Origin of the sequence: Sphingomonas baiyangensis, from assembly GCF_005144715.1 — a bacterium.
Lineage (GTDB): Bacteria > Pseudomonadota > Alphaproteobacteria > Sphingomonadales > Sphingomonadaceae > Sphingomonas > Sphingomonas baiyangensis.
In genome coordinates, this window is the sequence record NZ_SWKR01000001.1 from 333,269 (window position 1) to 356,108 (window position 22,840).

A 22,840-nucleotide genomic window follows, 5' to 3' on the forward strand; every position below is an offset into this window, starting at 1 on the left:
CCGCTAGGGCTTGTGGATCGCCGCCCCAGTCAAGTCTCAAGATATGGTTGCGGACTCGCAATGTTCGCGGAAATTAACCAGTTCTCAAGCCTTATCGTTAACCATTGTTTCCTTGACGGTGCCCGCGCGATCCGCACGGATGTCGCCTCAAGGGGAATGGGGGAACGCATGGCCGTGGGGGTGATCGACAGGAAGCGCGTGGCCGCGCGCCGGGCAGTCACGCCTGCGCCGCTGCCGCTCGACACCATCCTGCGCGGCGACTGCATCGCCGCGATGAAGGCGCTGCCGGCGGCCTCGATCGACTGCATCTTCGCCGATCCGCCCTATAATCTGCAACTCGGCGGCGATCTCAACCGGCCCGATGGCAGCCATGTCGACGCCGTCACCAACGACTGGGACAAGTTCGACAGCTTTGCGACCTACGACCGGTTCACGCGTGCGTGGCTGAAGGAAGCGCGCCGCATCCTGAAGCCCGACGGCACGATCTGGGTGATCGGCAGCTATCACAACATCTTCCGCGTTGGCGCGGCGGTGCAGGATCTGGGCTTCTGGATCCTCAACGACATCGTCTGGCGCAAGGCCAATCCGATGCCCAATTTCCGCGGTACGCGCTTCACCAACGCGCACGAGACGCTGATCTGGGCGTCGATGGGCGAGAAGGCGCGCTACACCTTCAACTATCGCAGTCTCAAGACGCTTAACGACGAGTTGCAGATGCGCTCGGACTGGGAATTCCCGATCTGCGGCGGGCCCGAGCGGCTGAAGCAGGACGGCGTGAAAGTGCACCCCACGCAGAAGCCCGAGGCACTGCTCTACCGTATCCTGCTCGCATCGACGCAGCCGGGCGACGTGGTGCTCGATCCGTTCTTCGGCACCGGCACCACCGGCGCGGTCGCGCGGCGGCTGGGGCGCCGCTATATCGGCATCGAGCGCGAGGACGCCTATGTAGCCGCCGCTGAGGCGCGGATCGCAGCCGCGCTGCCGCTCGACGAATCGCTGCTGGTGACGATGCAGGCGCCGCGCAACGCCCCGCGCGTGTCGTTCGGCACGTTGGTCGAGAACAACATCGTCGCACCCGGCACGTTGCTGACCGACGCCAAGCGTCGCTGGCAGGCGGTGGTGCGCGCGGACGGGTCGCTCGCCTGCAACGGCAGCGAGGGTTCGATCCACAAGCTCGGCGCCACGCTCCAGGGCGCGCCTTCGTGCAACGGCTGGACCTTCTGGCATCACCAGCAGGGCGATGCGCTCAGCCCCATCGACACGCTGCGCCAGACCTGGCTGCTCGCCACCCAGCCCTGAACGCCCGGTCGGGCACGGTCAGGCGAAGCGCCGGCCGTGCTCGTCGTCCTGTCCTTCGCGCAGCAGCGCGGCCTGTTCGCGCCATTGCTGCTGCGCGATCCGCCCGCGCCCGAACCCCAGCCGCGCTTCGAGCGCCGCCTCCTCGTCGGGCGTCAGCGCCTCGATCGCGGCATAGGTCTTGATGCCGTCACGGCGCAGCGCCTGTTCGGTCGCTCCGTCGATGCCGCGGATCGCCGACAGATTGTCGCGCCCCCAGCCGAACCAGCCGCCATGCGTTCGCGAACCGGCGGTCGCGGCCGCAGCAGCCGTACCGGCCGCAGCCACGCCCGCGCCACCCGCGCGCTCCTGCTCCCAGCGCTCACGATCACGCTCGAGCTCGCGCAACCGCGCATCGCGCGTCGCGATTTCCTCACGCGTTGCCTTGTGCGCGGCTTCCTCGGCACGCAGCCTTTCTTTCCACTTGCGCCCGCCGGGTGCGCTCGCAAGACCGAACAGCCAGCCCGCGACGAGGCACAGCGCCAGCACCGCGAATTGCGTGGGGGTCGAAAAAAGCATCGCTGCGTCCCTCCTGTTTCGCAGCGATAACGATAGGCCCGCGCGCGCGTTCCTCAACCGCCCGAGAGCAGCGCGTCGTTGATGTCGCAGGCCGCCGGGCCGAGGATGACGACGAACAGCGTCGGCAGGATGAACAGGATGAGCGGCACCGTCATGATCGCGGGCAGCCGCGCGGCCTTTTCCTCGGCACGCATCATGCGCTCGTTGCGGAACTCGGCCGACAGCACGCGCAGCGCCGAGGCGAGCGGAGTGCCGTATTTCTCGGTCTGCACCATCGTCGTCACCACGCCCTTGATCGCATCGAGGTCGATGCGCGTGGCGAGGTTCTCGAAGGCCTGGCGGCGATCGGTAAGGAAACCCAGCTCGATCGCGGTGAGCGAGAATTCCTCGCCCAGCTCGGGATAGGCCTTGCCCAGTTCCTTGGCGACGCGGTGGAACGCCGCATCCACCGTCAGCCCCGCCTCGGCGCAGATGACGAGCAGGTCGAGCGCATCGGGCAGGCCCTTGCGGATCGCATCCGAGCGCTTCTGGATCTTGTTCTTGAGATAGAAATCGGGCGCCTTGTAGCTGAGCAGGAACGACGCCGCGACGAGGCCATAGGCCTTGAGCGGACTCCAGTCGGCGAACGCATCGGTGAAATAGACGAGGTAGAGCGTCGGCCCGCCGATGACGATCGGCAGCACCATCCGCCCGAAGATCACCGCGACCGCCCATTCCTTGGTGCGGATACCGGCCTGCAACAGCTTGACCTGCGCGGCCTTGAGCTGCTCGTCCTGCAACACCTTGAGCGACGACAGCAGCCCGCGCATCCGGTCGGCGGTCTCGTTCTTCGTCACCAGCTTGGCGCGGCGCTTGCTGGTCGAGGCGGTGATGCCCGCCTTCAGCTGTTCGCGCCGGTCCTGCAGCGCCTTGACGCGCTTGGCCATCGGATCGCGCACGCTGGTGGCGGCATAGATCGCCAGCAGCACCGCGAAGGCGGCGACCGCCGACAAGAAGGTCGCGACGGCGTAGACGTCGATGCCAAGCACCGTGGGGCCGCTCGAAGGTTCCATGCGTGCGTTCCCTAGATCTCGAAGCTGACCATCTTGGCCATGATGAACGCGCCGAGGCCCATCCACACCATGCCGCCCAGCCCCGCCACGATCAGGCGTTCGTCGATGAAGAACTCCTGCATGTAGCTGTCGTTGATCATCCAGATCAGCCCAAAGACGATGAACGGCAGCGAGCCCACGATATAGGCCGACGCTTTCGATTCGGACGACATCGCGCGAATCTTGAGCTTCATCTGCATGCGCTTGCGCAGCACATCGGCCAGGTTCGCCAGCGTCTCGGCCAGGTTGCCGCCGGTTTCGCGCTGGATGGCGATGGTGATGCAGAAGAACTGGAACTCAGGTGTGCCGAGCCGGTCGGCGGTTTCCTGCAACGCCACATCCATCGTGCGGCCGATCTTCATCTTGTCGCCGACCGCGCGAAACTCCTCGCCGACCGGGCCCTCGACCTCGTTGCCGACCACGGCGATCGTCTCGGTGATCGGCAGGCCAGAGCGCAGCCCGCGGACCAGGAGCTCGATCGCATCGGGGAACTTGGCGTTGAACTTCGCGATGCGCTTCTTGATGAACATGCCCACCACGAAGTGCGGCACCCAGAGCCCCACGAAAAGGCCGAAGCACAAGGCCAGCGCAAGCGGCATGCCGCGCGTCCACATCAGTAGCGATACGATGGCGAGCAGGCCGGCGGTAGCCATGCCATATTGCCCGACGGTCCAGCTCTTGCCGGTCATCGCCAGACGCTTCTTGAGCTGCGCGGGATTGGGCAGGACGCGCATCACCGCCAAGTCCATGCCCGAAGCGCGCGCATGCGAGATGCGGCGCATCTGCGCGTCCATCGCCGCATTGCTGGCGGCGGCGGCATGGCGATCTTTCACGGCGGTCAGCCGGCGCGCGCGCGCACGATCCGCCGATGGCCCCGACAGCGCGAACACGAGCAAAGCCAGCACCGCGAAGGCGCCCAGCGCGATCATCGCGACGGCGGTGAATTGCGGGTCGATGACAGCCTCCCTCGCTAGCAGGCCACCGCGCAAGCGCGGCGGCAAGCAGTCCTCATTTCTTCTTGCCGGGCATCCGTGCGGTAAGCTTGCCGAGCAGCGATCCGCCGGCTGCGGCAGCCTTGGGCTTGGCCTTGCCGCCAGCCTCGCCGGCATCGGCCGCGTCGGTCAGCGACTGGACATGCGCAGCCAGCTCGGCGATCGGCGCGACGGTCTTCGACCCGCGCCCCGCCTCGGCCAGCGGCTTGCCGAGCTTTGCGGCCTGCGCGCACAGCTTCTGGTCGAACGGCACGACGAAATCGACCTTGCGTTCGATCGACGTCTCGAAGTCCTTGCGGTTGATCTCGAGCGTGCCGCTCTGCACCCGGCTGGCGACGAGCAGCACCTGCGCCTGCGGCGCATTCGACTTGAACCACGAAAGGATGCGGATCGCGTCGCGCGCGGCGGCCAGCGTGAACTCGGTCACGATCACCGCGACCTGCACGTCGCTCACCAGATGCGGGAACTGCACCAGCATCGCGCGTGGCAGGTCAACGACGGTACATTCGAACGCCTGGCGGATTTCCTCCTGCAACTGGAAGAACGCCGCGCCGTCGGTCATCACCGGCGAATGGATCGGCGCCTCGGCCGAGAGCACTGCTAGTCGATCGGACGCACGTACCATCGCACGCTCGATGAACAGCCCGTCGATACGGCTGGGATTCTCGATCGCGTCGGTCAGTCCGCGGCCGGGTTCGAGGTCGAGCGCGAGTGCCCCGGTGCCGAAATGCACGTCGAGATCGAGCAGCGCGGTCGTGCGCCCGCCCTTGTCGCTCATCAGCCAGGCCAGCGACGTGGCGAGCGTGGAGGCGCCGACGCCGCCGCGCGTACCGACGACGCTTACGGCGCAATGCGGGCGCTCGACGCTCGGTTCGGCGACCTTGGGCGCGTTGAGCAGCGCATGCGCCTGCGCGAAGGCCTCGCGCAACGTGTCGGGATTGAGCGGCTTGAGCAGATAGTCCTGGATGCCGCTCGCCACGAGATCGCGGTACAGCCGCACATCGTTGACCTGCCCGCAGGCGATGACCACGGTGCCCGGCTCGCACACTTCGGCAAGCGCGTTGATGTCGTTGAGCGGATCGCCCGATTCGGACAGGTCGACGAACAGCACATGCGGGCTGGCCGATACCGACAGCGTCTGCACGGCGTTGCGCAGCCCGCCCTTGTTGACCTTTTCAGGCGCCCAGCCCTGCTCGACCGCGACCGAGCGCATCGTCTCGGTCGTATTGTCGTCGCATACGAAGGCGACAAAGGGCTCGCGCGTCGTGCCGGCGCGGGCGGGGTTCCATGGCGCGTTCATGCTCAGTTGTTCCCCACATTGCTGGTGCGCGGTGCCTGGAGCTGCGTATCGACCGCGGTCTTGCGCTCGCGCAGCGCCTGGATCGGCTTGCTCGCGGTCTGCGCATCGGTGACGTCGCCACCCGAGCGGCCGCGCACCAGATCCTCGGGCTGCGCGACCATCGCCGCCAGATTCGAATTGATGCCGCAACCGAAATTGGACGAGGTGTGCGCACCGAAATTGGGCTCGTACATGCGACTGTAATCGGGGCAGCCCGGCACCGTAGCGGCGCTGCGGCTGAGGATCACGCGCACCGTGCCGGGCGTGATCGGCCCGGCGGTGACAGGCGCGCCGTCTGCCAGCAAGAGCCCGTAGCGCGAGGCTTCGGCCGCGATCGCGGCGCGCGTCGCGCCGTCATAGCTGCCTGCATCGTCGACATAGAGGCGGTCGCCATAGCCGGTGCCGATCGAGGCCAGCCAACCGGCAAGCCGCTGCCGCTCGGAAGCGTCGAGCCCGCCGCCCGAGGCCTGCACGTCGAACACATAGTCGGTGCGCGTCACGACGGGCTGATGCACCGATTCGACGCTGCGGTTGAGCGTGCCGCCACAGCCGGCGAGCAACGTGGCGGGCAGCAGCACGGCGGCAAGGGGGATGCGCTTGGTCATGGTGGTCACTCCGAACGCGTCAGTTGAACGAGAAGCCGGGCGCGGCTTCGCTCGCGGCCTTCTTCGATCGCTTGGCATCGCGCGCATCGTCGCGCGGGGCGGGCGCGATCGCGGCGGGCGTCTCGGCACCCACCGGCAGGCCGGGGCCTGCAGGCAGCGCGGGCGCGACGGCGCCGATGCTGGGTGCCGCCTGCACCGGCGGCGCCATGCTCGGCTTGGGTCGCTCGCCGCCCGTCGTGCCGCCGCCCAGCTGGCCTAGCAGGATGCGCTCGACATCGGTGGGCGTCTTGTAGCCATCGGTCGGCAGCGCGATCGAATTGGCGTCGACGGGCTGCACCAGATAGGGAGTGACGACGATCACCAGCTCGGTCTCGTTGCGGCGAAAGCCGTTCGAGCGGAACAGCGCGCCGAGGATCGGCACGTCGCCGAGCCCCGGCGTCTTCTCGATCTGATTGTTGTGCGTGTTCTGCAACAGCCCGCCGATCATGAAGCTCTGGCCCGAGCCAAGCTCGATCGTCGTCTCGGCGCGGCGCGTGGTGAGGCCGGGAACCTGCACGCCACCGATGGTAACGGCGCCGGCGGCCGAAAGCTCGGACACTTCGGGGCGTACGCGCAGCGAGATGCGGCCATCGGCCAGCACCGTCGGCGTATAGGCAAGGCTCACGCCATATTGGCGAAACTGCACCGATACCGCGCCGAAACCTTGGCTGATCGGGATCGGGATTTCGCCGCCGGCGAGGAAGGTGGCGGTCTCGCCCGAAAGTGCCGTGAGATTGGGGTTGGCGAGCGTCGTCACCTGGCCGATCGTCTCGCCCAGATCGAGCGAGGCGAGCAGATCGGTGCCGAGGAAGCGGCCTGCGGCTCCCAGCAGCGTGCTGCCTTCCTGCGGTGCGGGGAACTGATAGAGCGTATCGCCGGGCCGCGCGCCATTGGCGTCGACGGGCGCGCCCGGAAGCCCCGGAACGCCCGGCACCGTGGAGATGCCACCGCCCTGCCGCCCGCGCGCGATGCCGAAGATAAACGGCCCGCCGTCACGATTGGTGATGTTGGTGCCGATATTCTTCAGGTAGCTGCGGCTCACCTCGGCGATGCGCACCTGAAGATTGACCTGCAGCGGCGTCGCGGTGCGCAGCCGCGAGACGACCTGCACGCCTTCGCCCACCATCGCCTGCACCAGCCGCTCGGCCTCGGCGCCATCGGCGGGGTTGGCGATCGTGCCTGTCAGCAGCACCAGCCCGTTCATCGGCGTGGCGGTGATCTTGGCATCGGGCATCGCCAGGTTGAGCATCGCGCCCAGCGAATCGATGTTGTTGCCCACGCGCAGCGACGACGAATAGGCCACCTTGCCCGCCTTGGTGACGGCATAGACCGTGGTCTCGCCCGCCGCCTTGCCGAACACCCAGAACTGCGTCGGCGAGCGCACCGTCACGTCGGCGATCGCATCGGACGCCACGAACACGTCGGTGATCGGCTCGCGCACCGTGACCAGCCGGCCGCGGCCGGTGCCCAGTTGCAGCGTCTCGTTCGGCGCGCTCACGCTCTGCGCGGCGATCGGCACGCTGGCGCCTCCCAGCGCCGCGGTGGCGACCGCGCAGGCAAGCGCCGTGCGCAGCATCGAAGAACGAATCCTCGCCATGTTACTTCTTCCCCCCAACTTCGACTTCGCTCACGGCACCGCCGCGTGCGACCCGAACCACCGGTCCCTTGACCACTGCCGGCGCGCCGCCGGGAAATGCTCCCGCCCCGGGTGCCGCCGCCATTGCCGGCGCGGCGCTTTCGGCCGCGCGTCCAGGCACCGTCGCGCGCTGGAAGCGCGATACGTCGGCGCCCGTCGAAAAGCTGGTGCGACCCTCGATCGGACGCGCCGCGACCTGCGCCAGCATCGCCTTTTCGGCCGCCGGATCATCGGTCTCGGGCACCTGCACCTCGCCATTGGCGATCGCTTCCTCGAGCTCGGCCGAATTATCGGCGATCGAGCGCAGCGACAGGCTGAGGCTGCCGACGGTCTGCGCGACGGCGATCTTCTCGGCGATGCGCGGCGTCACCTCGACCGTGACGGTCGAATAGGTGCTCACCACGGTGTTGCCATTCTCGTCGGTCTGCTTGTCGGCGCGCTGGTCGGTCGCGAGCACGCGGAGATTCTTGAGCACCGTTTCGGATGCGCGCAGCGGCGGGCCATCGCCGCCGCCCTGCACCGACTGGGTGAGGATCAGGTCGACGCGGTCGCCCGGGAACACGAAGCCCGCGACCGCGCTCTGCGCCGAAACGGGCACGGTGACGGCGCGCATCCCGGCGCCGAGTGCCGCCGCCAGGAAGCCGCGATCGCCGGGCTTCACCAGCGCACCCTGCGAAATGGGCTGGCCGGCGGGGATCGCGAAGCGCACGACAGTGCCCTGCAACGCCTTCAGATCGACCGCGCCTTCAAGATGATAGGCGTTCTCGATCAGCTCTTCGGGCCAGGGCTGGAAGCGCATCGATTCGGGATCGAGGATGGTGCCGACGGGCAGCGCGCGCGTGGCCACCAGCACCTTCTTCGAATTGACCGGCGGCGCCTCGGGCGCCACTGCGCCGGCGACAGGCGCCGCGGCACCCATCATCAGCGACCGCGCCATGAACGCCGTGATCGCCGCGACGATCAGCGCACCCACCAACAGAATGATTTTCCGTCCATCCATGACGCTTCGGGCCTTTCGGAGAGCTGGCCGGTTGTTCTGGCGTCAACCAGTCAACCAAAATGGTTAAGAAGTGGTTGGTGAAGTGAAAGAAGCGCCGCGCAGGCGATCGCGACGCCGTAGGGAATCTCGGGACTGCCCGGTTTTTGCGCGCGGCGATGCTCGATCAGCATCGCCAGCGTGATCGCGCCGCCCAGCACCGACATGAGCAGCAGCAGGTCGAAAAATGCGCCGAGCGGGAACCACAGCGCGAGCGCCGCGATCATCTTGACGTCGCCGCCGCCCATCATGCCCGCGGCGAAGGCAGCGGCGAACAGCGCGAACACGCCGATCGCCACGCCGATCTGGATAGCGGCCCCCGGCCACGCCTCGAGCCCGATCGCCCACCACCATAGTGGCGCGGCCAGCGCGATGGCGGCATTCTTCCAGTTGGCGATCTCGCGCTTGCGCACGTCCTCGATGCCTGCCGACAGCAGCAGCGCGGCCAATGCGACCGGCATCACGAAGCGCAAGACGTCCCCCATCGCATCAAGCCTAGACGCGATGGCTTGCCAAAACGTAACCACCGCAAATGGCCGAATCGCGCGCGCTTCAGCGCAGCTACCCCACCGACGCTCGCATGACGCGCTGGCATGCTCCCGATGGCTGGGACCATCGCCGCTTCGACTGGCCCGTGGCGCCGGGCACGCCGCCGCGCGGGCGCATCCTGTTCCAGGCCGGGCGCGGCGACATGTTCGAGAAATATCTCGAAAGCTTCGCCCACTGGCGCGCGTGCGGTTGGAGCGTCACCAGCTTCGACTGGCGCGGCCAGGGCGGATCGGGGCGCTGCTCGCCGCGCGCGCATTGCGGTCATGTCGAACGATTTGCCGACTATCACGCCGACCTCGCCGCCTTCTGGGCAATGTGGCGCGCCGAGGGCGATGGGCCTACGATCGCAATCGGCCATTCGATGGGCGGTTTCCTGCTGCTGCGCGGGCTGGTCGACGGCGCGGTGACGCCCGATGGTGCGGTGTTCGTCGCGCCGATGCTGGGATTGAAGGGCCCGCTTGGGCCGCGACTGGCGGCGCGGCTGGCCCGCTGGATGCGCGCGCTCGGCGATCCCGCGCGCCCGGCATGGAAGGGCAATGAACGCCCCGCCACCACCGAAACGCGCCAGTCGCTGCTCACACGCGACACCGATCGCTACGAGGACGAGCTGCACTGGCAGCAGGCCGATCGCACGCTGATGACCGGCCCGCCAAGCTGGAACTGGGTAGCCGAGGCCTTTGCCGGGACGCTGGCGCTCGCCGACGATCCGCGGCTCGACGCGATGCGCGTGCCGCTCCTGGCGCTGGTTGCCGAGGCCGATGGCCTTGTCGATGCACGCGCGGCGCTGGCGATCCTTTCGAAGCTGCCGGATGCGCGCATCGAACGGTTCGGGCGCGAAACGGCGCACGAGATCCTGCGCGAGGCCGATCCGGTGCGCGATCGCGCGCTGGCAGCGATCGATGGCTTTCTGGACGCGCGGACATGAGCACGGCGTTCGACATCGCCATCGTCGGCGGCGGCATCGCCGGCGCAAGCCTGGCGGGCGCGATCGGTCGCGATGCGCGCGTGCTGCTGCTCGAGGCCGAGGATCAGCCGGGCTATCACGCCACCGGGCGCTCGGCGGCCTTCTGGTCCGAGACCTATGGCGGCCCCGCGATCCAGCCGCTCACCACCGCTTCGGGGCCGATGCTGCGCGAGCCCCCCGACTGGCTTGGCGGCGAAACCTTCCTTGCGCCGCGCGGCGAACTATTCATCGCCGCCGACGACGATGCCGCCGCGCTCGACGCGTTCGTCGCCGAGTTCGCGGGCACCGGCGTCGCGCTCGAACGCGTCGATCCGCGCGTCATGCTGCCGGGGCTGCGGCCGCACTGGACGCTCGGCGTCTATGAGCCGACCTGCATGGATATCGACGTCGCGCGCCTGCACGCAGCCTATCTCGCGCTGGCACGCCGATCGGGCGCGCGGATCGAAACCGGCGCGGCACTGGTTGCGGCATGCCGGTCGGGCGAAATCTGGCAACTCGAGACGCGCGCGGGTGCTTTCGGGGCCGCGATCCTCGTCGACGCCGCCGGTGCCTGGGCCGATTCGGTCGCGGGGATGGCGGGCGTGGCGCCGCTCGGTATCGCGCCGCTGCGTCGCACGATGGTGCAACTGCGTGTCGATCCGCCGATGGCCGCCGACGCGCCGCTGGTGCGCGACGGGCGCGACCGTTTCTACTTCAAGCCCGAAAGCGGCCGTGTCTGGCTGTCACCGCATGACGAGGTGCCCGATGCCCCACGCGACGCGGCCCCCGAGGAGATCGACGTGGCGGTGGCGATCGACCGCTTCGAGAGCGCGGTTGACTGGCGGATCGAGGCAGTCGAGCGGCGCTGGGCGGGGCTGCGCAGCTTCGCGCCCGATCGCCTGCCTGTCTATGGTTTCGATCCCACGGCCGAGGGCTTCTTCTGGTTCGCCGGGCAAGGTGGCTTCGGCATCCAGACCGCTCCCGCAGCGGCGGCGCTCGCGGCCTCGCTGCTCACTGGCGCCGCACCGCCTGCATGGCTGGCAGGCGTCGATCCGACGATGTACGCGCCCGCGCGGCTGCGCTGACGCACGCTATTCGGCGGCGCGCAGCCCACCCGCCTCGGCGACGTCCTCGGGCAGCGCCCATACCAGATCGCCCTTGTCGAGCGCGCGGCCATCGTGACTCATCACCTGCACCGGGGCGATCGGCTTGCGGTCGCGCGTGTCTACCAGCACCGGCGTCGCGGGCGTGCCCGTTTCCCACCGCTCGCCCCATTGCCTAAGCGCCACCATCGTCGGCAGCAGCGCAAAGCCCTTGTCGGTCAGGCGATATTCGATCTTGCGGCGATCGTCGGCAACGGGCGTCCGCGCAAGGATGCCGTGGTCGACCAGCCGGCCCAGCCGGTTGGCGAGGATGTTGCGCGCAATGCCCAGCTCGGACTGGAACTCCTCGAAATGATGGAGGCCGTTGAAGCTGGCGCGCAGGATAAGGAACGACCAACGCTCGCCCATCGCCTCCAGCGCCGCCGGAAGGCTGCACTTGTTGGCGAGTTCGCGCAGTGGTTCGCGCAGTCCGTTACCCATATCAGTCTCTTATCGCCATTTGCGCGTCATGGAAACGCAACAGATATTTTGCTTCGCAGCATAGGTTTCTAGTTGCAACCGGAAACTGACCGGCGTAGGTGGCGAATCGCAACCGATCCTCAGGAGAACGCTCATGCGCAGCCTCGTCGTTACCGCCGCCGCCCTCGCCTTCGCGCTCCCCGCTACCGCCGCGCCCACCGGCCAGTATCGCGCGACCTTCGCCGAAGCGCCGGCAAAGGCCAGTTTCGTGACGCGCAACACCATCTGGAAGTGCACCGGCGCCACCTGCGTCGCGCCGCGCAACGGCGCGCGCGATGCGATCATGTGCGAGCTGGCCGCGCGTGAGGCCGGCACGTTGCAGAGCTTCGCCGTCGCCGACGCCGTGTTCGATGCCGATGCGCTTGCCAAGTGCAACGCCCGCGCGCGCTGAGCGCGGCGCCGTGACGTGAAAGCCACCCCGGCGGCAAAACACGCCGTCGGGGTGGCGCATTTGCAGCACGGTGTTGCAAAGCAGCACGGCACGGCCCCATGTTACGCGCGTGCTGCGCCAATATGAACTCGTCGATCGGGTGCTGAGCTACGATCCTACCGCCGACGAGGCGCTGCTCAATCGCGCCTATGTATTCTCGATGCATGCGCATGGCAGCCAGAAGCGCGCATCGGGCGATCCCTATTTCAGTCACCCGATCGAAGTCGCCGGCATCCTCACCGATCTTCGGCTCGACGACGAGACGATCGCCACCGCAATCCTGCACGACACGATCGAGGATACCGTCGCCACGCCCGAAGAGATATCGGCGCGCTTCGGCCCATCAGTCGCGCGGATGGTCGACGGCGTGACCAAATTGTCGAAGATCGAGGCGCAGACCGAAAGCCAGCGCGCGGCCGAGAATCTGCGCAAGTTCCTGTTGGCGATGTCCGACGACATCCGCGTGCTGCTGGTGAAGCTCGCTGACCGGCTGCACAACATGCGCACGCTGCACCACATCGCCAATCCCGAGAAGCGGCGGCGCATCGCCAAGGAGACGATGGACATCTACGCGCCGCTCGCCGAGCGGATCGGGATGTACGAGTTCATGAAGGAGATGCAGACGCTCGCCTTCCGCCAGCTCGAACCCGAGGCGTTCGAATCGATCAGCCGCCGCCTCGAATCGCTCAAGGACGGCGAGGACCGGATCGAGAAGATCGGCGGCGGACTGAAGCAGCTGTTGTCGCGCAGCGGCATCGAGGCGCAGGTCTCGGGGCGCGAGAAGCACCCCTATTCGATCTGGAAGAAGATGTCCGAGCGGCACGTCAGCCTCGAGCAGCTGTCCGACATCATGGCATTCCGCGCGATCGTGCCGACCGAGGAGGAATGCTATCGCGCGCTCGGCGTCATCCATCGCAAGTGGCCGATGGTCCCCGGACGCTTCAAGGATTACATCTCGACACCAAAGCGCAACGGCTATCGCAGTCTCCACACCAGCGTGTTCCACGCGGGCGACACGCGCATCGAGATCCAGATCCGCACCGAGGCGATGCACGCCCAGGCCGAATACGGCCTCGCGGCGCATTGGGCCTACAAGCAGGATGCCGTGCGCCCCGACACGCAGATCCGCTGGATCCAGGATCTGGTCGAGATCCTCGACAATGCCGACAGCCCCGAGGAGCTGCTCGAACATACCAAGATGGCGATGTACCAGGATCGCATCTTCGCGTTCACGCCGCGCGGCGAGCTCATCCAGCTGCCCAAGGGCGCGACGCCCATCGACTTCGCCTATGCCGTCCACACCGATCTCGGCGATCAGTCGGTCGGCGCCAAGATCAACGGCCGCGTCGTGCCGTTGCGCACCGAAATCCAGAATGGCGATCAGGTGCAGATCCTGCGGTCGAAGGCGCAGACGCCGCAGGCCAACTGGCTGAACTTCGCGATCACCGGCAAGGCGCGCGCCGCGATCCGCCGCCACATCCGCCACAAGGAGCGCGACGAGACGGTGGCGCTCGGCCACAAGCTCTATGACGATATCGTCGCCCGCCTGCCCGCCCCCGTCGGCCATGATGCGCTGGGCGATGCGCTCAAGCGGCTCAACCTAGCCGACGAGCCGGCGCTGATGGAAGCGATCGCGCGCCAGCAGGTGAGCGATTCCGATGTCATGGAAGCGCTGATGCCGGGCTCGGCCGAAGGCGCCGACACCGGCATGGCGCCGCAGCGCACCGCGATCTCGATCAAGGGGCTGACGCCGGGAATGGCGTTCACACTCGCCGATTGCTGCCGCCCCGTGCCCGGCGATCGCATCGTCGGCGTGCGGCGCCCCGGCCAGCCGATCGACGTGCACGTCATCAGCTGCCCGCGGCTCGAAGACGGCGAGGCGCTCGACTGGGTCGACATCGCCTGGGGCGACAGGGCCGAAGGCGGCACCGCGCGCATTGCCGTCACGCTGCGCAACGAGCCCGGCGCACTCGGCGCGGTCGCCACAATCATCGGCGGCCACAAGGCGAACATCCTCGGCGTGCAGCTCGACAATCGCGACACCACGTTCCACACCAACACGATCGATCTCGAAGTGCGCGACGCGGCGCATCTCATGAAGCTGCTGGCGGCACTGCGCGCAGCCGACGCCGTAAGCGCCGCGCAGCGGGCCTGATCGCTCACGCCGCTTGGCGCAGGCGCTCCACCCCGGCCAGCGAGTTCGGGCCGGCCTGCACCAGCGCGACCTCGACGATGTCGCCGATCGCCGCATCGGTCATCAGATGGACCGATTGCAGCCAGGGCGACTTGCCGAGCATCTGCCCCGCGAGCTTGCCGCGCCGCTCGATCAGCACCGCGCACTGCCGTCCGACGCTGGCGGCATTGAACGCCGCCTGATCGCGATTGAGCGCCGCCTGCAACCGCTGGAGCCGGTCGTCCATCACATCGGGCGGCACCTGCCCGGCCATGTCGGCGGCAGGCGTGCCGGGGCGCGGGCTGTACTTGAAGCTGAACGCCTGCGCATAACCCACCGCGTCGACCAGCCGCAGCGTCTCGTCGAACTCGGCGTCGCTTTCGCCCGGAAAGCCGACGATGAAATCGCCCGACAAGGCGATGTCGGGCCGCGCGGTGCGGATGCGCTCGATCAGGCGCAGATAGCTGTCGCGCGTGTGGCTGCGGTTCATCGCCTTGAGCACCCGGTCGCTGCCTGCCTGCACCGGCAGATGCAGGAACGGCATCAGCGTTTCGATGTCGGCGTGCGCGGCGATGAGCCCGTCGGTCATGTCGTTGGGATGGCTGGTGGTGTAGCGGATGCGGCGCAGCCCCTCGATGCGATCGAGCGCGGCGATGAGCAGCTCCAGCCCCCTGCCCTCGCCGTCGCGCCAGCCATTGACGTTCTGCCCGAGCAGCGTGATCTCGCGCGCGCCGGCGTCGACCAGCGCCTTCGCCTCGTCGACGATCGCCGCGAACGGCCGGCTCACTTCGGCGCCGCGCGTATAGGGCACCACGCAATAGGTGCAGAACTTGTCGCAGCCTTCCTGCACCGTAAGGAACGCCGACGGCGCGACGCGCCGGCGTGCGGGCAGCGCGCCGAACTTCGATTCCGCCGGCATGTCGGTATCGAGCGCTGCTTCGCCCACCGCTGCCTTTGCGACCAGCGCGGGCAGGTTGTGATAGGCCTGCGGCCCCACCACCACGTCGACGCCGGCACGCCGCACGATCTCGGCACCCTCGGCCTGCGCCACGCAGCCGGCGACGGCGATCATCGGCGAACGGCCTTCGGCCGCGGCGTTCTTGCGCAGGCGACCGATGTCCGAATAGACCTTTTCGGTGGCCTTTTCGCGGATATGACAGGTATTGAGCACGACCAGATCGGCGGCGGCGGCATCGTCGGTGGCGCTCAGGCCCTCGGCAGCCATCAGCTCGCCCATGCGCTCGCCGTCATAGACGTTCATCTGGCAGCCGAACGACTTGACGTGATAGGTCTTGGGAGGCGTCTTCATCGCCGCGCGCGTAGCATATCGATCGGCAGGCGTCAGCCCGCCGCCAAGCGGTCATGCCCCGCGAACTCGGCCAGCGGCGCGCCGTTCGCCGCCTCCAGCGCCTCGGCAATGCGGCGGCGGCTTTCGGCGGCGATCGCCTTGCGGCCGGGAAAGTCGCGCGGGTGGAACGGCTCGAGGAAATGCACGCGCAGCTCGAAGCTGCCTCGACGCGCCAGCACGCGCACCGCATTGTCGCGCCCGCTCTCGGAGCCGATCCAGGCGATGTCGGGGCCGGCGGCGCCGTAATCGAGCAGCACCGGCTGCACCAGCACGCCGGGCGGCGGCGGCTCGAGCACCTTCATCATCGACGACTTGAACGGCAACATCGATCGGCCGTCGGTCGTCGTGCCCTCAGGAAACACGGTGATCGCCCAATTGTCGGCCAGTGCGTCGCGCAGCTGATTGATCTGGTCGGCGACGCCCAGCCGGTCCTCGCGCTTCACGTAGACGGTGCGGTTGAGCCCCGCGAGCCAGCCGACGATCGGCGATGCACCGATTTCGGCCTTGGCGACGAACGCCGATCCGCTGGTGCCGCCGATCGCGAGAATGTCGATCCAGCTAAGATGATTGGCGATGTAGAACACATCACGGCGCAGCGGCGTGCCGACGCGCAGCACGCGCGCACCGGCGATTCGCCCCGCGGTGCCGAGGAACAGCCGCGGCCAGGGCGACGACAGGCGCAGCAGCCGCCACAGATAATGCAGCGGCACGAAGATCAGCACCGCGCCGACCAGCATCGCGACCCGCGCGACGAAGCGCAGGCGACCCGATAGCGAAAGCGGCGGAGGGCGCCCCGCGGCGGCATCGGCCCGTCGCGCGGCGTCGCTCATCGTTCAGCTCTTGCGGTCGAGCGTGACGCCATAGAGTTCCATGCGATGATCGACGAGACGGAAGCCCAGCCGCTCGGCGATCTGCTTTTGCAGCAGCTCGAGCTCGGGATCGACGAACTCGATCACGCGGCCTGATTCGACGTCGATCAGGTGATCGTGATGCGCCTCGGGTGCGGGCTCGTAGCGCGCGCGACCGTCGCCAAAGTCGTGACGGTCAAGGATGCCCGCCTCCTCGAACAGCCGCACCGTGCGATAGACCGTGGCGATCGAGATGCCGGGGTCGATCGCCGACGCGCGGGCGTAGACCTTCTCGACATCGGGATGGTCTTCCGCTTCGGATAGCACGCGCGCGATGACGCGACGCTGTTCGGTAATGCGCAGCCCCTTTTCGTGGCAAAGCGCTTCAAGATCGATCTTGCGAGCCATGGCGTCGCTGTAGTCGCAACCGGCGTGCTAGGGAAGGCCGCAGCTTCACCGCGCGTCGCCACGCTGCGCAACGCCCCGCGCCGGCAAATCCGGCGCGAGCGTCGGCAGGCTCAGCGCGTCTTGCGGCGCTTGGTGCCCAGGCCGATCTTCTTCGCGAGCGAGCGGCGCTGCTCGGCATAGTTCGGCGCGACCATCGGATAGTCGGCGGGCAGGTTCCACTTGGCGCGATACTGTTCGGGCGTCATCTGATAATGCGTCATCAGGTGGCGCTTGAGCATTTTGAGCTTCTTGCCGTCCTCAAGGCAGACGATGTAGTCGGGCTTGATCGACGAGCGGATCGAAACTGCCGGCTCCTGCTTCACTTCGGGTTCGGGCGCGGCATCGCCAAGGCCCGCAAGCGCACCGTGCACGTTCTGGATCAGCACCGGCAGGTCCGAAACCGCCACGCTGTTGTTGCTGACATGCGCGGCGACGATATCCGCCGTGAGCGTCACCAGAATTTCCTGCATATCGTTCTGCGCGTCCATTATATGTCCTTCCGACCCGGTCTTGGCACGTCCGCCTACATCGCGGCACGCGCGCCGCTATCGAACCATCGCAAAGAAAGCGCAACCATCATTTCGTAGGTGAATACGTTGCGTTCAAGGAAAGACTGAACGTCTCCGCGTCGAAACGCTCGCCCGCATTTCCCCTGTAATATGCACGTCGGGCGCCAACCTTAACAAAACCTTCCGCGCGATATAAACGGCATGCGGGATTGGCCGACCGCACCTCGAGATGGATCGCCTCGGCGCCGCGACGGCGCGCATCCTCGATCACCGAGCGCAGCAGGAGCGCCGCAATCCCCTGCCGTCGCCGCGTCGGCGCGGTAGCGAGCAGCAGCAGTTCGGCCTCGCCACCCGCGACGCGCGACAGGGCGAACGCCGCAGGCTCGCTGTCTCCATCGACTTCGGCAAGCGTCAGCCATACGCCGGGGAGCGACAGGATGCCGAGACATTGCGACGGCGTCCACGCTTCGCCGAATCGCGGATCGAACGCCGCGACCATGATCGCCGACACTGCCGCAAGATCCCCCGCTCCGCCTTCGCGCAGCGCGACGATGCGCGCGCGCGCGCTCAATCGCGTACCGGCGCGCGCGCCGCAGCGGGCCGGGCATCGGGCGCGCGACCGTAGATCGGGCGGACGGGCAGCGATGTCATGGCGGCGGGCAGCAGCAGCGCATCGGCCGCGCGTGGCGCAGCTTCGCGGGCATCGGTCGCAGGGTCGATCGCCAGCAGGTGCCGCACGCCATCCCCCATCGCGGGCAAGCCCCCCAGCCGCTCGAGCGCCGTCGCGGGACGCAGCGACGCGAAGGGTTCGAGCGCATCGAAGGGGGAGGCGGCAAAGGGCTGCATGAACACCTCACCGTGCCCGCCTTCCATTACCACCGCAAGCGCCTGCCACGCCGGCTCGCCCGCGAACGCCGCCGCCGCCACGAGCGCAAGCGCGCTGAACCCCCATGCAGGCACCCCCCAGCCCAAGGCCAGCCCGTGCGCGGCTGCAATGCCCACACGGATGCCGGTGAAGCTGCCCGGCCCGCAATCGACGAGGATGCGATCGGCGCGCCCGCCGCCCGCAAGCGTCGCGATCATCGGCAGCAACCGCTCGGCATGGCCGCGCCCGACGACATCGTGCCGCGCGTCGATGCATGCGCCGTCCTCGAACAGCGCGACCGAGCAGGCCGCGGTCGCGGTCTCGATGACGAGCGTGCGCAAGCGGCTCAGGCGATGCGGTTGAAGCGATCGAATTCGGGGCGCGGGCTGCGATCGAAGATCGTCGAGGCGTCGCCCTTGCCGATCGTCGAGATGAAGTTGACCTTCACCTTGGGCTGATCGCCGAAGAACGCCGCATCGACCTTGTCGGCATCGAAGCCCGACATCGGCCCCGTATCCCAGCCCAGCGCACGCGCGGCGATGATGAAATAGGCGCCCTGCAGGCTCGAATTGCGCAGCGCGCTCGTCCGGCGACCCTCGGGATCGCCCTCGAACCAGCTCTTGGCATCGGTATGCGGGAACAGCCAAGGCAGCTGCTCATGGAAATCCTCGTCCATGCCGATCACCAGCGCGGCGGGCGCCTTGCGAATCTTGTCGGCATTGCTGTCGCTCGCGCAATCGGCCAGCCGGTCCTTCGCTGCCTGATCGAGGCACCAGACCAGCCGCGCGGGGCTCTGGTTGGCCGAGGTCGGCCCCATCTTCATCAACTCGTACACCGCCTCGGCGTCGTCGCGCGTGAACGGCGTCTCGTGATAGCCATTATAGGTGCGCGCGGTGCGGAAGATGGTGTCGAGCGCGGCAGCATCGAGCGGATGGCCCATTGTTTTCCCTTTTCTGATTGGCGTGAAGAACGCTTGGCGGTCAGACCGCGCGGACCTCGGTCACTTCGGGCACATAATAGCGCAGCAGTTGCTCGATGCCGTTCTTGAGCGTCATCGTCGACGACGGGCAGCCCGAACACGCCCCCTGCATCTGCAGATACACCTTGCCCTTGTCGAAGCCGCGATAGACGATGTCGCCTCCGTCATTCGCCACCGCAGGGCGCACGCGCGTGTCGATCAGTTCGCGGATCTGCGCGACGATCTCGGCATCGGCGGGATCGTCGTCGATCGCGGGCTCGGCGGGCACCGCGATCCCCGCGGCCGATCCGGCGCGAAACAGCGGCATGTCGCCGGCGAAATGATCGAGCAGGATCGACAGCACATCGGGCTTGAGGCCCGCCCACGCCACGCCGGGCGCGGCGGTCACGCTGATGAAATCGGATCCGAAGAACACCCCCGTCACATCGCCGAGGCCAAACAGCGCATCGGCGAGCGGCGATGCCTCGGCCTCCTCGGGCGAGGCGAAGTCGCGCGTGCCGGCGGGCATCACCTGCCGGCCGGGCAAAAACTTGAGCGTGGCGGGGTTGGGCGTCGTTTCGGTCTCGATCAGCATGCCCGCCATGTGGCGGGCCGGACCCGCGCGATCAAGGGCGCTGGCGGATGCCGCGTTTCGTCCCTAGGTTGCCGGCCATGCACATCGTTTCGCGTTTCCGGTTCGCCGCGCTGCTCGCGCTCCCGCTGCTCGGCGCCCAGCCGCTCGTCGCCCAGCAAGCAGCACCCGCCGCGCCCGCCGCTGCCACGGCGCCGGCCCCGCAGACCGAGCCGTGGCTGTATCGCGGCAGCGACATCCCGCCCGATCCGGCATGGACCTTCGGCACGTTGCCCAATGGCGTGCGCTATGCGGTGCGGCGCAACGGCGTGCCGCCGGGGCAGGTGGCCATCCGCGTGCGCATCGATGCCGGATCGCTGATGGAGCGCGACAGCGAACGTGGCTATGCGCATCTGCTCGAGCATCTGGCGTTCCGCGGCTCCGAACATGTGCCTGATGGTGAATCGAAGCGGCTGTGGCAGCGTCTGGGCGTGACATTCGGGTCGGACAGCAACGCCAGCACCACCTTCACGCAGACGGTCTACAAACTCGACCTGCCCGCCGCGACGCCGCAGGGCCTCGACGAGAGCATGAAGGTGCTCGCCGGCATGATGGCCAATCCCACCATCACCGATGCCGCGATCGCCGCCGAACGCCCCGTGGTGCTCGCCGAGCAGCGCGAGCGCCTGAGCCCGCAGTCGCGCATTTCCGATGCATCGCGCGCCTTGTTCTTCGCCGGCCAGCCCATTGCCGATCGTTCGCCTATCGGCACGATCGAGACGCTCAACGCCGCCAACGCCGCCTCGGTCAGCGCTTTCCACGATCGCTGGTATCGCCCCGAGCGTACCGTCATCGTCATTGCCGGCGATGCCGATCCGGCGATCTTCGCACAGCTGATCGCGCGCCATTTCTCGGCCTGGCGCGGCGACGGGCCGGCAGTGCCCACGCCCGATTTCGGCGATCCCGCCACTGATGCGTCCGCAAGCGCCGTAACGGTCGAGCCGGCGATCCCGCCGATCGTCTCGATGGCGATCGTGCGGCCGTGGAGCATCGAGGCCGACACGATCCTGTTCAACCAGGAGCGCATGATCGACCAGGTCGCGATCCGCATCCTCAACCGCCGGCTCGAGAGCCGCGCGCGCGCGGGCGGCAGCTTCATCACCGCGGGGGCCAATCTCGAGGACGTGGCACGCTCGGCCAACGTCACCACGCTCACCATCCTGCCCGTCGGCGACGACTGGGAAGCCGCGGTGCGCGACGTGCGCGCGACGATCGCCGACGCCAGCACCACGCCGCCCACCCAGGCCGAGATCGACCGCGAAGTCGCCGAGGTACGCTCGGCGATGGAAAACGCCGTCGCCACCGCACGCGTCGAGGCCGGCGCGCTGCAGGCCGATGCGATCGTCGGCGCGGTCGATATCGGCGAGACGGTGACCGCACCCGAAGGCTCGCTCGCGATCCTGACCGGCGCGATCGAAAAGCGCTTCTTCACGCCGGCGCGCATCCTGGCTTCGACGCGCAAGGTGTTCGAGGGCGAGCGCCGCGCGCTGGTCAACAGCCGCACGCCCGATGCGACCACCGCCGCGCGGCTCGCCGCGGTCCTCGACGAGGATGTGTCGAAGCTCGCCGCCGCGCGTACCGCTGCCGGATCGGTGACGTTCGCCGACCTGCCGAAGCTCGGCACCGCCGGCAAGGTCGCAGCGCGACGCATGGTGATCGCCGATCCTGCGATCGAGCAGGTCGATTTCGCCAATGGCGCCAAGCTGCTGCTGTTTCCCAACGAATCGGAGACGGGCAAGGTCTATGTCCGCGTGCGCTTCGGCGGCGGACTGCGCGCGCTGCCTGCCGATCGCGAGACGCCGGCATGGGCAGGCGATCTCGCGCTGCTGCCCTCGGGCATCGGCAAGCTGGGACAGGAGGAGATCGACCGGCTGACGAGCGGCCGGCAGATCGGCTTCAGCTTCGCGACCGACGACGACGCCTTCGTGTTCGGCGCGGTGACGACGCCTGCCGATCTGGCCGATCAGCTGCGCCTGTTCGCCGCCAAGCTGGCGACCCCCGGCTGGGACCCCAACCCCGTCGCCCGCGCACGCGCGGTGACGATCGCAGGCTATCCGAGCTTCGAATCGTCGCCCGACGGCATATTGGCGCGCGATCTGGAGAAACTGCTGCACGGCGGCGATCCGCGCTGGGGCCTGCCGCCGCGCGAAGTGGTCGAACAGGTCGACGCAACGGCGTTCCGCGCATTCTGGGAGCCGCTGCTCGCCACCGGCCCGATCGAGGTGCAGGTGTTCGGTGACGTGACCGCCGACGCCGCGGTCAAGGCGGTCGCCGCGTCGATCGGCGCGCTGCCGCCGCGCAAGCCCGCGGCGATGACCGCGCCCGCGCCCGATTTCCCCGCGCACAACACGACGCCGCTCACGCGCACACATCGCGGCCAGCCCAACCAGGCCGCCGCGGTGATCGCGTGGCCCACCGCCGGCGGCAGCGACGCGATCAGCGAGAGCCGCCGGCTCGATGTGCTGGCCGCGGTGTTCCGCGACCGGCTGTTCGATCGGCTGCGCAGCCAGGAAGGTGCCAGCTACACCCCCAATGTGGTGAGCGACTGGCCGGTGGGGATGCCCGGTGGCGGCCGGCTGTTCGCGGTCGGCCAGATCGCGCCCGACAAGGCCGACGCCTTCTTCACCATCGCGCGCAAGATCGCCGCCGATCTGGTCGCACGCCCCATCGACGCCGACGAACTGCGCCGCGCGCTGCTGCCCGTCGCGCAGCTGATGATGCGCATGTCGAGCGGTAACACCTTCTGGCTCCAGCAGACGGGCGGCGGCACTACCGATCCGCGCCGGCTGGCCGCGGTCAACACGCTAGCCGAGGATATCGGCAAGGTGACCGCCGCCGACATTCAGGCGCTGGCGCAGAAATACCTCGCGCCGGGCCGCGACTGGTCGATGCTGGTGCTGCCCGAGGGGGAGAGATAGCGCGCTC

General features: G+C 68.2%; 23 protein-coding genes. 6 read left to right on the forward strand and 17 right to left on the reverse strand.

The genetic code is table 11. The features are described from left to right. The first annotated feature begins 168 nt into the window (after positions 1–168). Complete coding sequence (locus FBR43_RS01605; RefSeq protein ID WP_169542432.1) at positions 169–1,299, forward strand: site-specific DNA-methyltransferase; 1,131 nt, start codon at positions 169–171, stop codon at positions 1,297–1,299. A gap of 18 nt (positions 1,300–1,317) precedes the next feature. On the opposite strand, the gene FBR43_RS01610 is transcribed toward FBR43_RS01605, so the two are convergent. The 8 genes from FBR43_RS01610 to FBR43_RS01645 all read right to left on the reverse strand — a co-directional run bounded on the left by FBR43_RS01610 (position 1,318) and on the right by FBR43_RS01645 (position 9,077). After that, on the reverse strand, positions 1,318–1,854 hold the full coding sequence (locus FBR43_RS01610; RefSeq protein WP_136941484.1) for a hypothetical protein: 537 nt from the start codon (positions 1,852–1,854) through the stop codon (positions 1,318–1,320). A 53-nt stretch (positions 1,855–1,907) separates the two neighbouring features. Beyond that, the gene (locus FBR43_RS01615; protein ID WP_136941485.1) at positions 1,908–2,906 is read right to left on the reverse strand and encodes a type II secretion system F family protein; all 999 of its coding nucleotides are present in this window, start codon (positions 2,904–2,906) and stop codon (positions 1,908–1,910) included. 11 nt (positions 2,907–2,917) lie between these two features. Continuing rightward, positions 2,918–3,874, reverse strand: a complete 957-nt coding sequence (locus FBR43_RS01620; RefSeq protein WP_136941783.1) for a type II secretion system F family protein — start codon at positions 3,872–3,874, stop codon at positions 2,918–2,920. Positions 3,875–3,953: 79 nt separating this feature from the next. Next, positions 3,954–5,237 carry a P-loop NTPase family protein gene (locus FBR43_RS01625; RefSeq protein ID WP_136941486.1) on the reverse strand — a complete coding sequence of 428 codons (1,284 nt, stop codon included), beginning with the start codon at positions 5,235–5,237 and terminating at the stop codon, positions 3,954–3,956. 2 nt (positions 5,238–5,239) lie between these two features. Then, a complete protein-coding gene (locus tag FBR43_RS01630) occupies positions 5,240–5,881 on the reverse strand; it encodes a CpaD family pilus assembly protein (RefSeq protein ID WP_136941487.1) in 642 nt (213 codons plus the stop codon). 19 nt (positions 5,882–5,900) lie between these two features. Continuing rightward, on the reverse strand, positions 5,901–7,496 hold the full coding sequence (locus FBR43_RS01635) for a type II and III secretion system protein family protein (RefSeq protein ID WP_249276396.1): 1,596 nt from the start codon (positions 7,494–7,496) through the stop codon (positions 5,901–5,903). A gap of 22 nt (positions 7,497–7,518) precedes the next feature. Further along, a complete protein-coding gene (gene cpaB, locus FBR43_RS01640; RefSeq protein WP_136941489.1) occupies positions 7,519–8,556 on the reverse strand; it encodes a Flp pilus assembly protein CpaB in 1,038 nt (345 codons plus the stop codon). A 50-nt stretch (positions 8,557–8,606) separates the two neighbouring features. Then, positions 8,607–9,077: an A24 family peptidase gene (locus tag FBR43_RS01645; protein WP_136941490.1), complete on the reverse strand. Its 471-nt coding sequence runs from the start codon at positions 9,075–9,077 to the stop codon at positions 8,607–8,609. A 47-nt stretch (positions 9,078–9,124) separates the two neighbouring features. On the opposite strand from FBR43_RS01645, the gene FBR43_RS01650 reads away from it, so the two are divergent. Both FBR43_RS01650 and FBR43_RS01655 read left to right on the forward strand, forming a co-directional pair. After that, on the forward strand, positions 9,125–10,066 hold the full coding sequence (locus FBR43_RS01650) for an alpha/beta fold hydrolase (RefSeq protein WP_136941491.1): 942 nt from the start codon (positions 9,125–9,127) through the stop codon (positions 10,064–10,066). Beyond that, positions 10,063–11,169: an NAD(P)/FAD-dependent oxidoreductase gene (locus FBR43_RS01655; RefSeq protein ID WP_136941492.1), complete on the forward strand. Its 1,107-nt coding sequence runs from the start codon at positions 10,063–10,065 to the stop codon at positions 11,167–11,169. The genes FBR43_RS01650 and FBR43_RS01655 overlap by 4 nt, the downstream gene beginning before the upstream one ends. A gap of 6 nt (positions 11,170–11,175) precedes the next feature. Here FBR43_RS01655 and FBR43_RS01660 read toward each other — a convergent pair whose 3' ends face one another. Next, complete coding sequence (locus tag FBR43_RS01660; protein ID WP_136941493.1) at positions 11,176–11,667, reverse strand: winged helix-turn-helix transcriptional regulator; 492 nt, start codon at positions 11,665–11,667, stop codon at positions 11,176–11,178. A gap of 133 nt (positions 11,668–11,800) precedes the next feature. Here FBR43_RS01660 and FBR43_RS01665 point away from each other — a divergent pair, with 133 nt between their 5' ends. Continuing rightward, a complete protein-coding gene (locus FBR43_RS01665) occupies positions 11,801–12,097 on the forward strand; it encodes a CC_3452 family protein (protein ID WP_136941494.1) in 297 nt (98 codons plus the stop codon). Between the two features lie 109 nt (positions 12,098–12,206). Then, positions 12,207–14,291 (forward strand): RelA/SpoT family protein, encoded by a 2,085-nt coding sequence (locus FBR43_RS01670; protein ID WP_136941495.1) that lies wholly within the window; start codon positions 12,207–12,209, stop codon positions 14,289–14,291. A gap of 4 nt (positions 14,292–14,295) precedes the next feature. Here FBR43_RS01670 and miaB read toward each other — a convergent pair whose 3' ends face one another. The 8 genes from miaB to FBR43_RS01710 form a co-directional block, all read right to left on the reverse strand. Next, positions 14,296–15,618: a tRNA (N6-isopentenyl adenosine(37)-C2)-methylthiotransferase MiaB gene (miaB, locus tag FBR43_RS01675; protein ID WP_136941496.1), complete on the reverse strand. Its 1,323-nt coding sequence runs from the start codon at positions 15,616–15,618 to the stop codon at positions 14,296–14,298. A gap of 32 nt (positions 15,619–15,650) precedes the next feature. After that, entirely contained in the window at positions 15,651–16,487 is an 837-nt protein-coding gene (locus tag FBR43_RS01680; protein ID WP_136941497.1) for a lysophospholipid acyltransferase family protein, read from the reverse strand. A 3-nt stretch (positions 16,488–16,490) separates the two neighbouring features. Continuing rightward, positions 16,491–16,913: a Fur family transcriptional regulator gene (locus FBR43_RS01685; RefSeq protein WP_136941498.1), complete on the reverse strand. Its 423-nt coding sequence runs from the start codon at positions 16,911–16,913 to the stop codon at positions 16,491–16,493. 110 nt (positions 16,914–17,023) lie between these two features. Beyond that, positions 17,024–17,440, reverse strand: coding sequence for a MucR family transcriptional regulator (locus tag FBR43_RS01690; protein ID WP_136941499.1), 417 nt, complete (start codon positions 17,438–17,440; stop codon positions 17,024–17,026). 88 nt (positions 17,441–17,528) lie between these two features. Beyond that, a complete protein-coding gene (locus tag FBR43_RS01695) occupies positions 17,529–17,960 on the reverse strand; it encodes a GNAT family N-acetyltransferase (RefSeq protein ID WP_136941500.1) in 432 nt (143 codons plus the stop codon). A gap of 68 nt (positions 17,961–18,028) precedes the next feature. After that, positions 18,029–18,667 carry a tRNA (adenosine(37)-N6)-threonylcarbamoyltransferase complex dimerization subunit type 1 TsaB gene (tsaB, locus tag FBR43_RS01700; RefSeq protein WP_136941501.1) on the reverse strand — a complete coding sequence of 213 codons (639 nt, stop codon included), beginning with the start codon at positions 18,665–18,667 and terminating at the stop codon, positions 18,029–18,031. Positions 18,668–18,672: 5 nt separating this feature from the next. After that, the gene (locus tag FBR43_RS01705; RefSeq protein WP_136941502.1) at positions 18,673–19,266 is read right to left on the reverse strand and encodes a malonic semialdehyde reductase; all 594 of its coding nucleotides are present in this window, start codon (positions 19,264–19,266) and stop codon (positions 18,673–18,675) included. 40 nt (positions 19,267–19,306) lie between these two features. Then, positions 19,307–19,879: a NifU family protein gene (locus tag FBR43_RS01710; RefSeq protein WP_136941503.1), complete on the reverse strand. Its 573-nt coding sequence runs from the start codon at positions 19,877–19,879 to the stop codon at positions 19,307–19,309. Positions 19,880–19,956: 77 nt separating this feature from the next. On the opposite strand from FBR43_RS01710, the gene FBR43_RS01715 reads away from it, so the two are divergent. Then, positions 19,957–22,833 carry a M16 family metallopeptidase gene (locus FBR43_RS01715; RefSeq protein ID WP_136941504.1) on the forward strand — a complete coding sequence of 959 codons (2,877 nt, stop codon included), beginning with the start codon at positions 19,957–19,959 and terminating at the stop codon, positions 22,831–22,833. The last annotated feature ends 7 nt before the right edge of the window (positions 22,834–22,840 follow it).

Coding starts and splice junctions, on each gene's coding strand:
- FBR43_RS01605 (WP_169542432.1), top strand. CDS start 169: ATGGCCGTGGGGGTGATCGACAGGAAGCGCGTGGCCGCGCGCCGGGCA.
- FBR43_RS01610 (WP_136941484.1), bottom strand. CDS start 1,854: ATGCTTTTTTCGACCCCCACGCAATTCGCGGTGCTGGCGCTGTGCCTC.
- FBR43_RS01615 (WP_136941485.1), bottom strand. CDS start 2,906: ATGGAACCTTCGAGCGGCCCCACGGTGCTTGGCATCGACGTCTACGCC.
- FBR43_RS01620 (WP_136941783.1), bottom strand. CDS start 3,874: ATGATCGCGCTGGGCGCCTTCGCGGTGCTGGCTTTGCTCGTGTTCGCG.
- FBR43_RS01625 (WP_136941486.1), bottom strand. CDS start 5,237: ATGAACGCGCCATGGAACCCCGCCCGCGCCGGCACGACGCGCGAGCCC.
- FBR43_RS01630 (WP_136941487.1), bottom strand. CDS start 5,881: ATGACCAAGCGCATCCCCCTTGCCGCCGTGCTGCTGCCCGCCACGTTG.
- FBR43_RS01635 (WP_249276396.1), bottom strand. CDS start 7,496: ATGCTGCGCACGGCGCTTGCCTGCGCGGTCGCCACCGCGGCGCTGGGA.
- cpaB (WP_136941489.1), bottom strand. CDS start 8,556: ATGGATGGACGGAAAATCATTCTGTTGGTGGGTGCGCTGATCGTCGCG.
- FBR43_RS01645 (WP_136941490.1), bottom strand. CDS start 9,077: ATGGGGGACGTCTTGCGCTTCGTGATGCCGGTCGCATTGGCCGCGCTG.
- FBR43_RS01650 (WP_136941491.1), top strand. CDS start 9,125: ATGGCCGAATCGCGCGCGCTTCAGCGCAGCTACCCCACCGACGCTCGC.
- FBR43_RS01655 (WP_136941492.1), top strand. CDS start 10,063: ATGAGCACGGCGTTCGACATCGCCATCGTCGGCGGCGGCATCGCCGGC.
- FBR43_RS01660 (WP_136941493.1), bottom strand. CDS start 11,667: ATGGGTAACGGACTGCGCGAACCACTGCGCGAACTCGCCAACAAGTGC.
- FBR43_RS01665 (WP_136941494.1), top strand. CDS start 11,801: ATGCGCAGCCTCGTCGTTACCGCCGCCGCCCTCGCCTTCGCGCTCCCC.
- miaB (WP_136941496.1), bottom strand. CDS start 15,618: ATGAAGACGCCTCCCAAGACCTATCACGTCAAGTCGTTCGGCTGCCAG.
- FBR43_RS01680 (WP_136941497.1), bottom strand. CDS start 16,487: ATGAGCGACGCCGCGCGACGGGCCGATGCCGCCGCGGGGCGCCCTCCG.
- FBR43_RS01685 (WP_136941498.1), bottom strand. CDS start 16,913: ATGGCTCGCAAGATCGATCTTGAAGCGCTTTGCCACGAAAAGGGGCTG.
- FBR43_RS01690 (WP_136941499.1), bottom strand. CDS start 17,440: ATGGACGCGCAGAACGATATGCAGGAAATTCTGGTGACGCTCACGGCG.
- FBR43_RS01695 (WP_136941500.1), bottom strand. CDS start 17,960: ATGGTCGCGGCGTTCGATCCGCGATTCGGCGAAGCGTGGACGCCGTCG.
- FBR43_RS01705 (WP_136941502.1), bottom strand. CDS start 19,266: ATGGGCCATCCGCTCGATGCTGCCGCGCTCGACACCATCTTCCGCACC.
- FBR43_RS01710 (WP_136941503.1), bottom strand. CDS start 19,879: ATGCTGATCGAGACCGAAACGACGCCCAACCCCGCCACGCTCAAGTTT.
- FBR43_RS01715 (WP_136941504.1), top strand. CDS start 19,957: ATGCACATCGTTTCGCGTTTCCGGTTCGCCGCGCTGCTCGCGCTCCCG.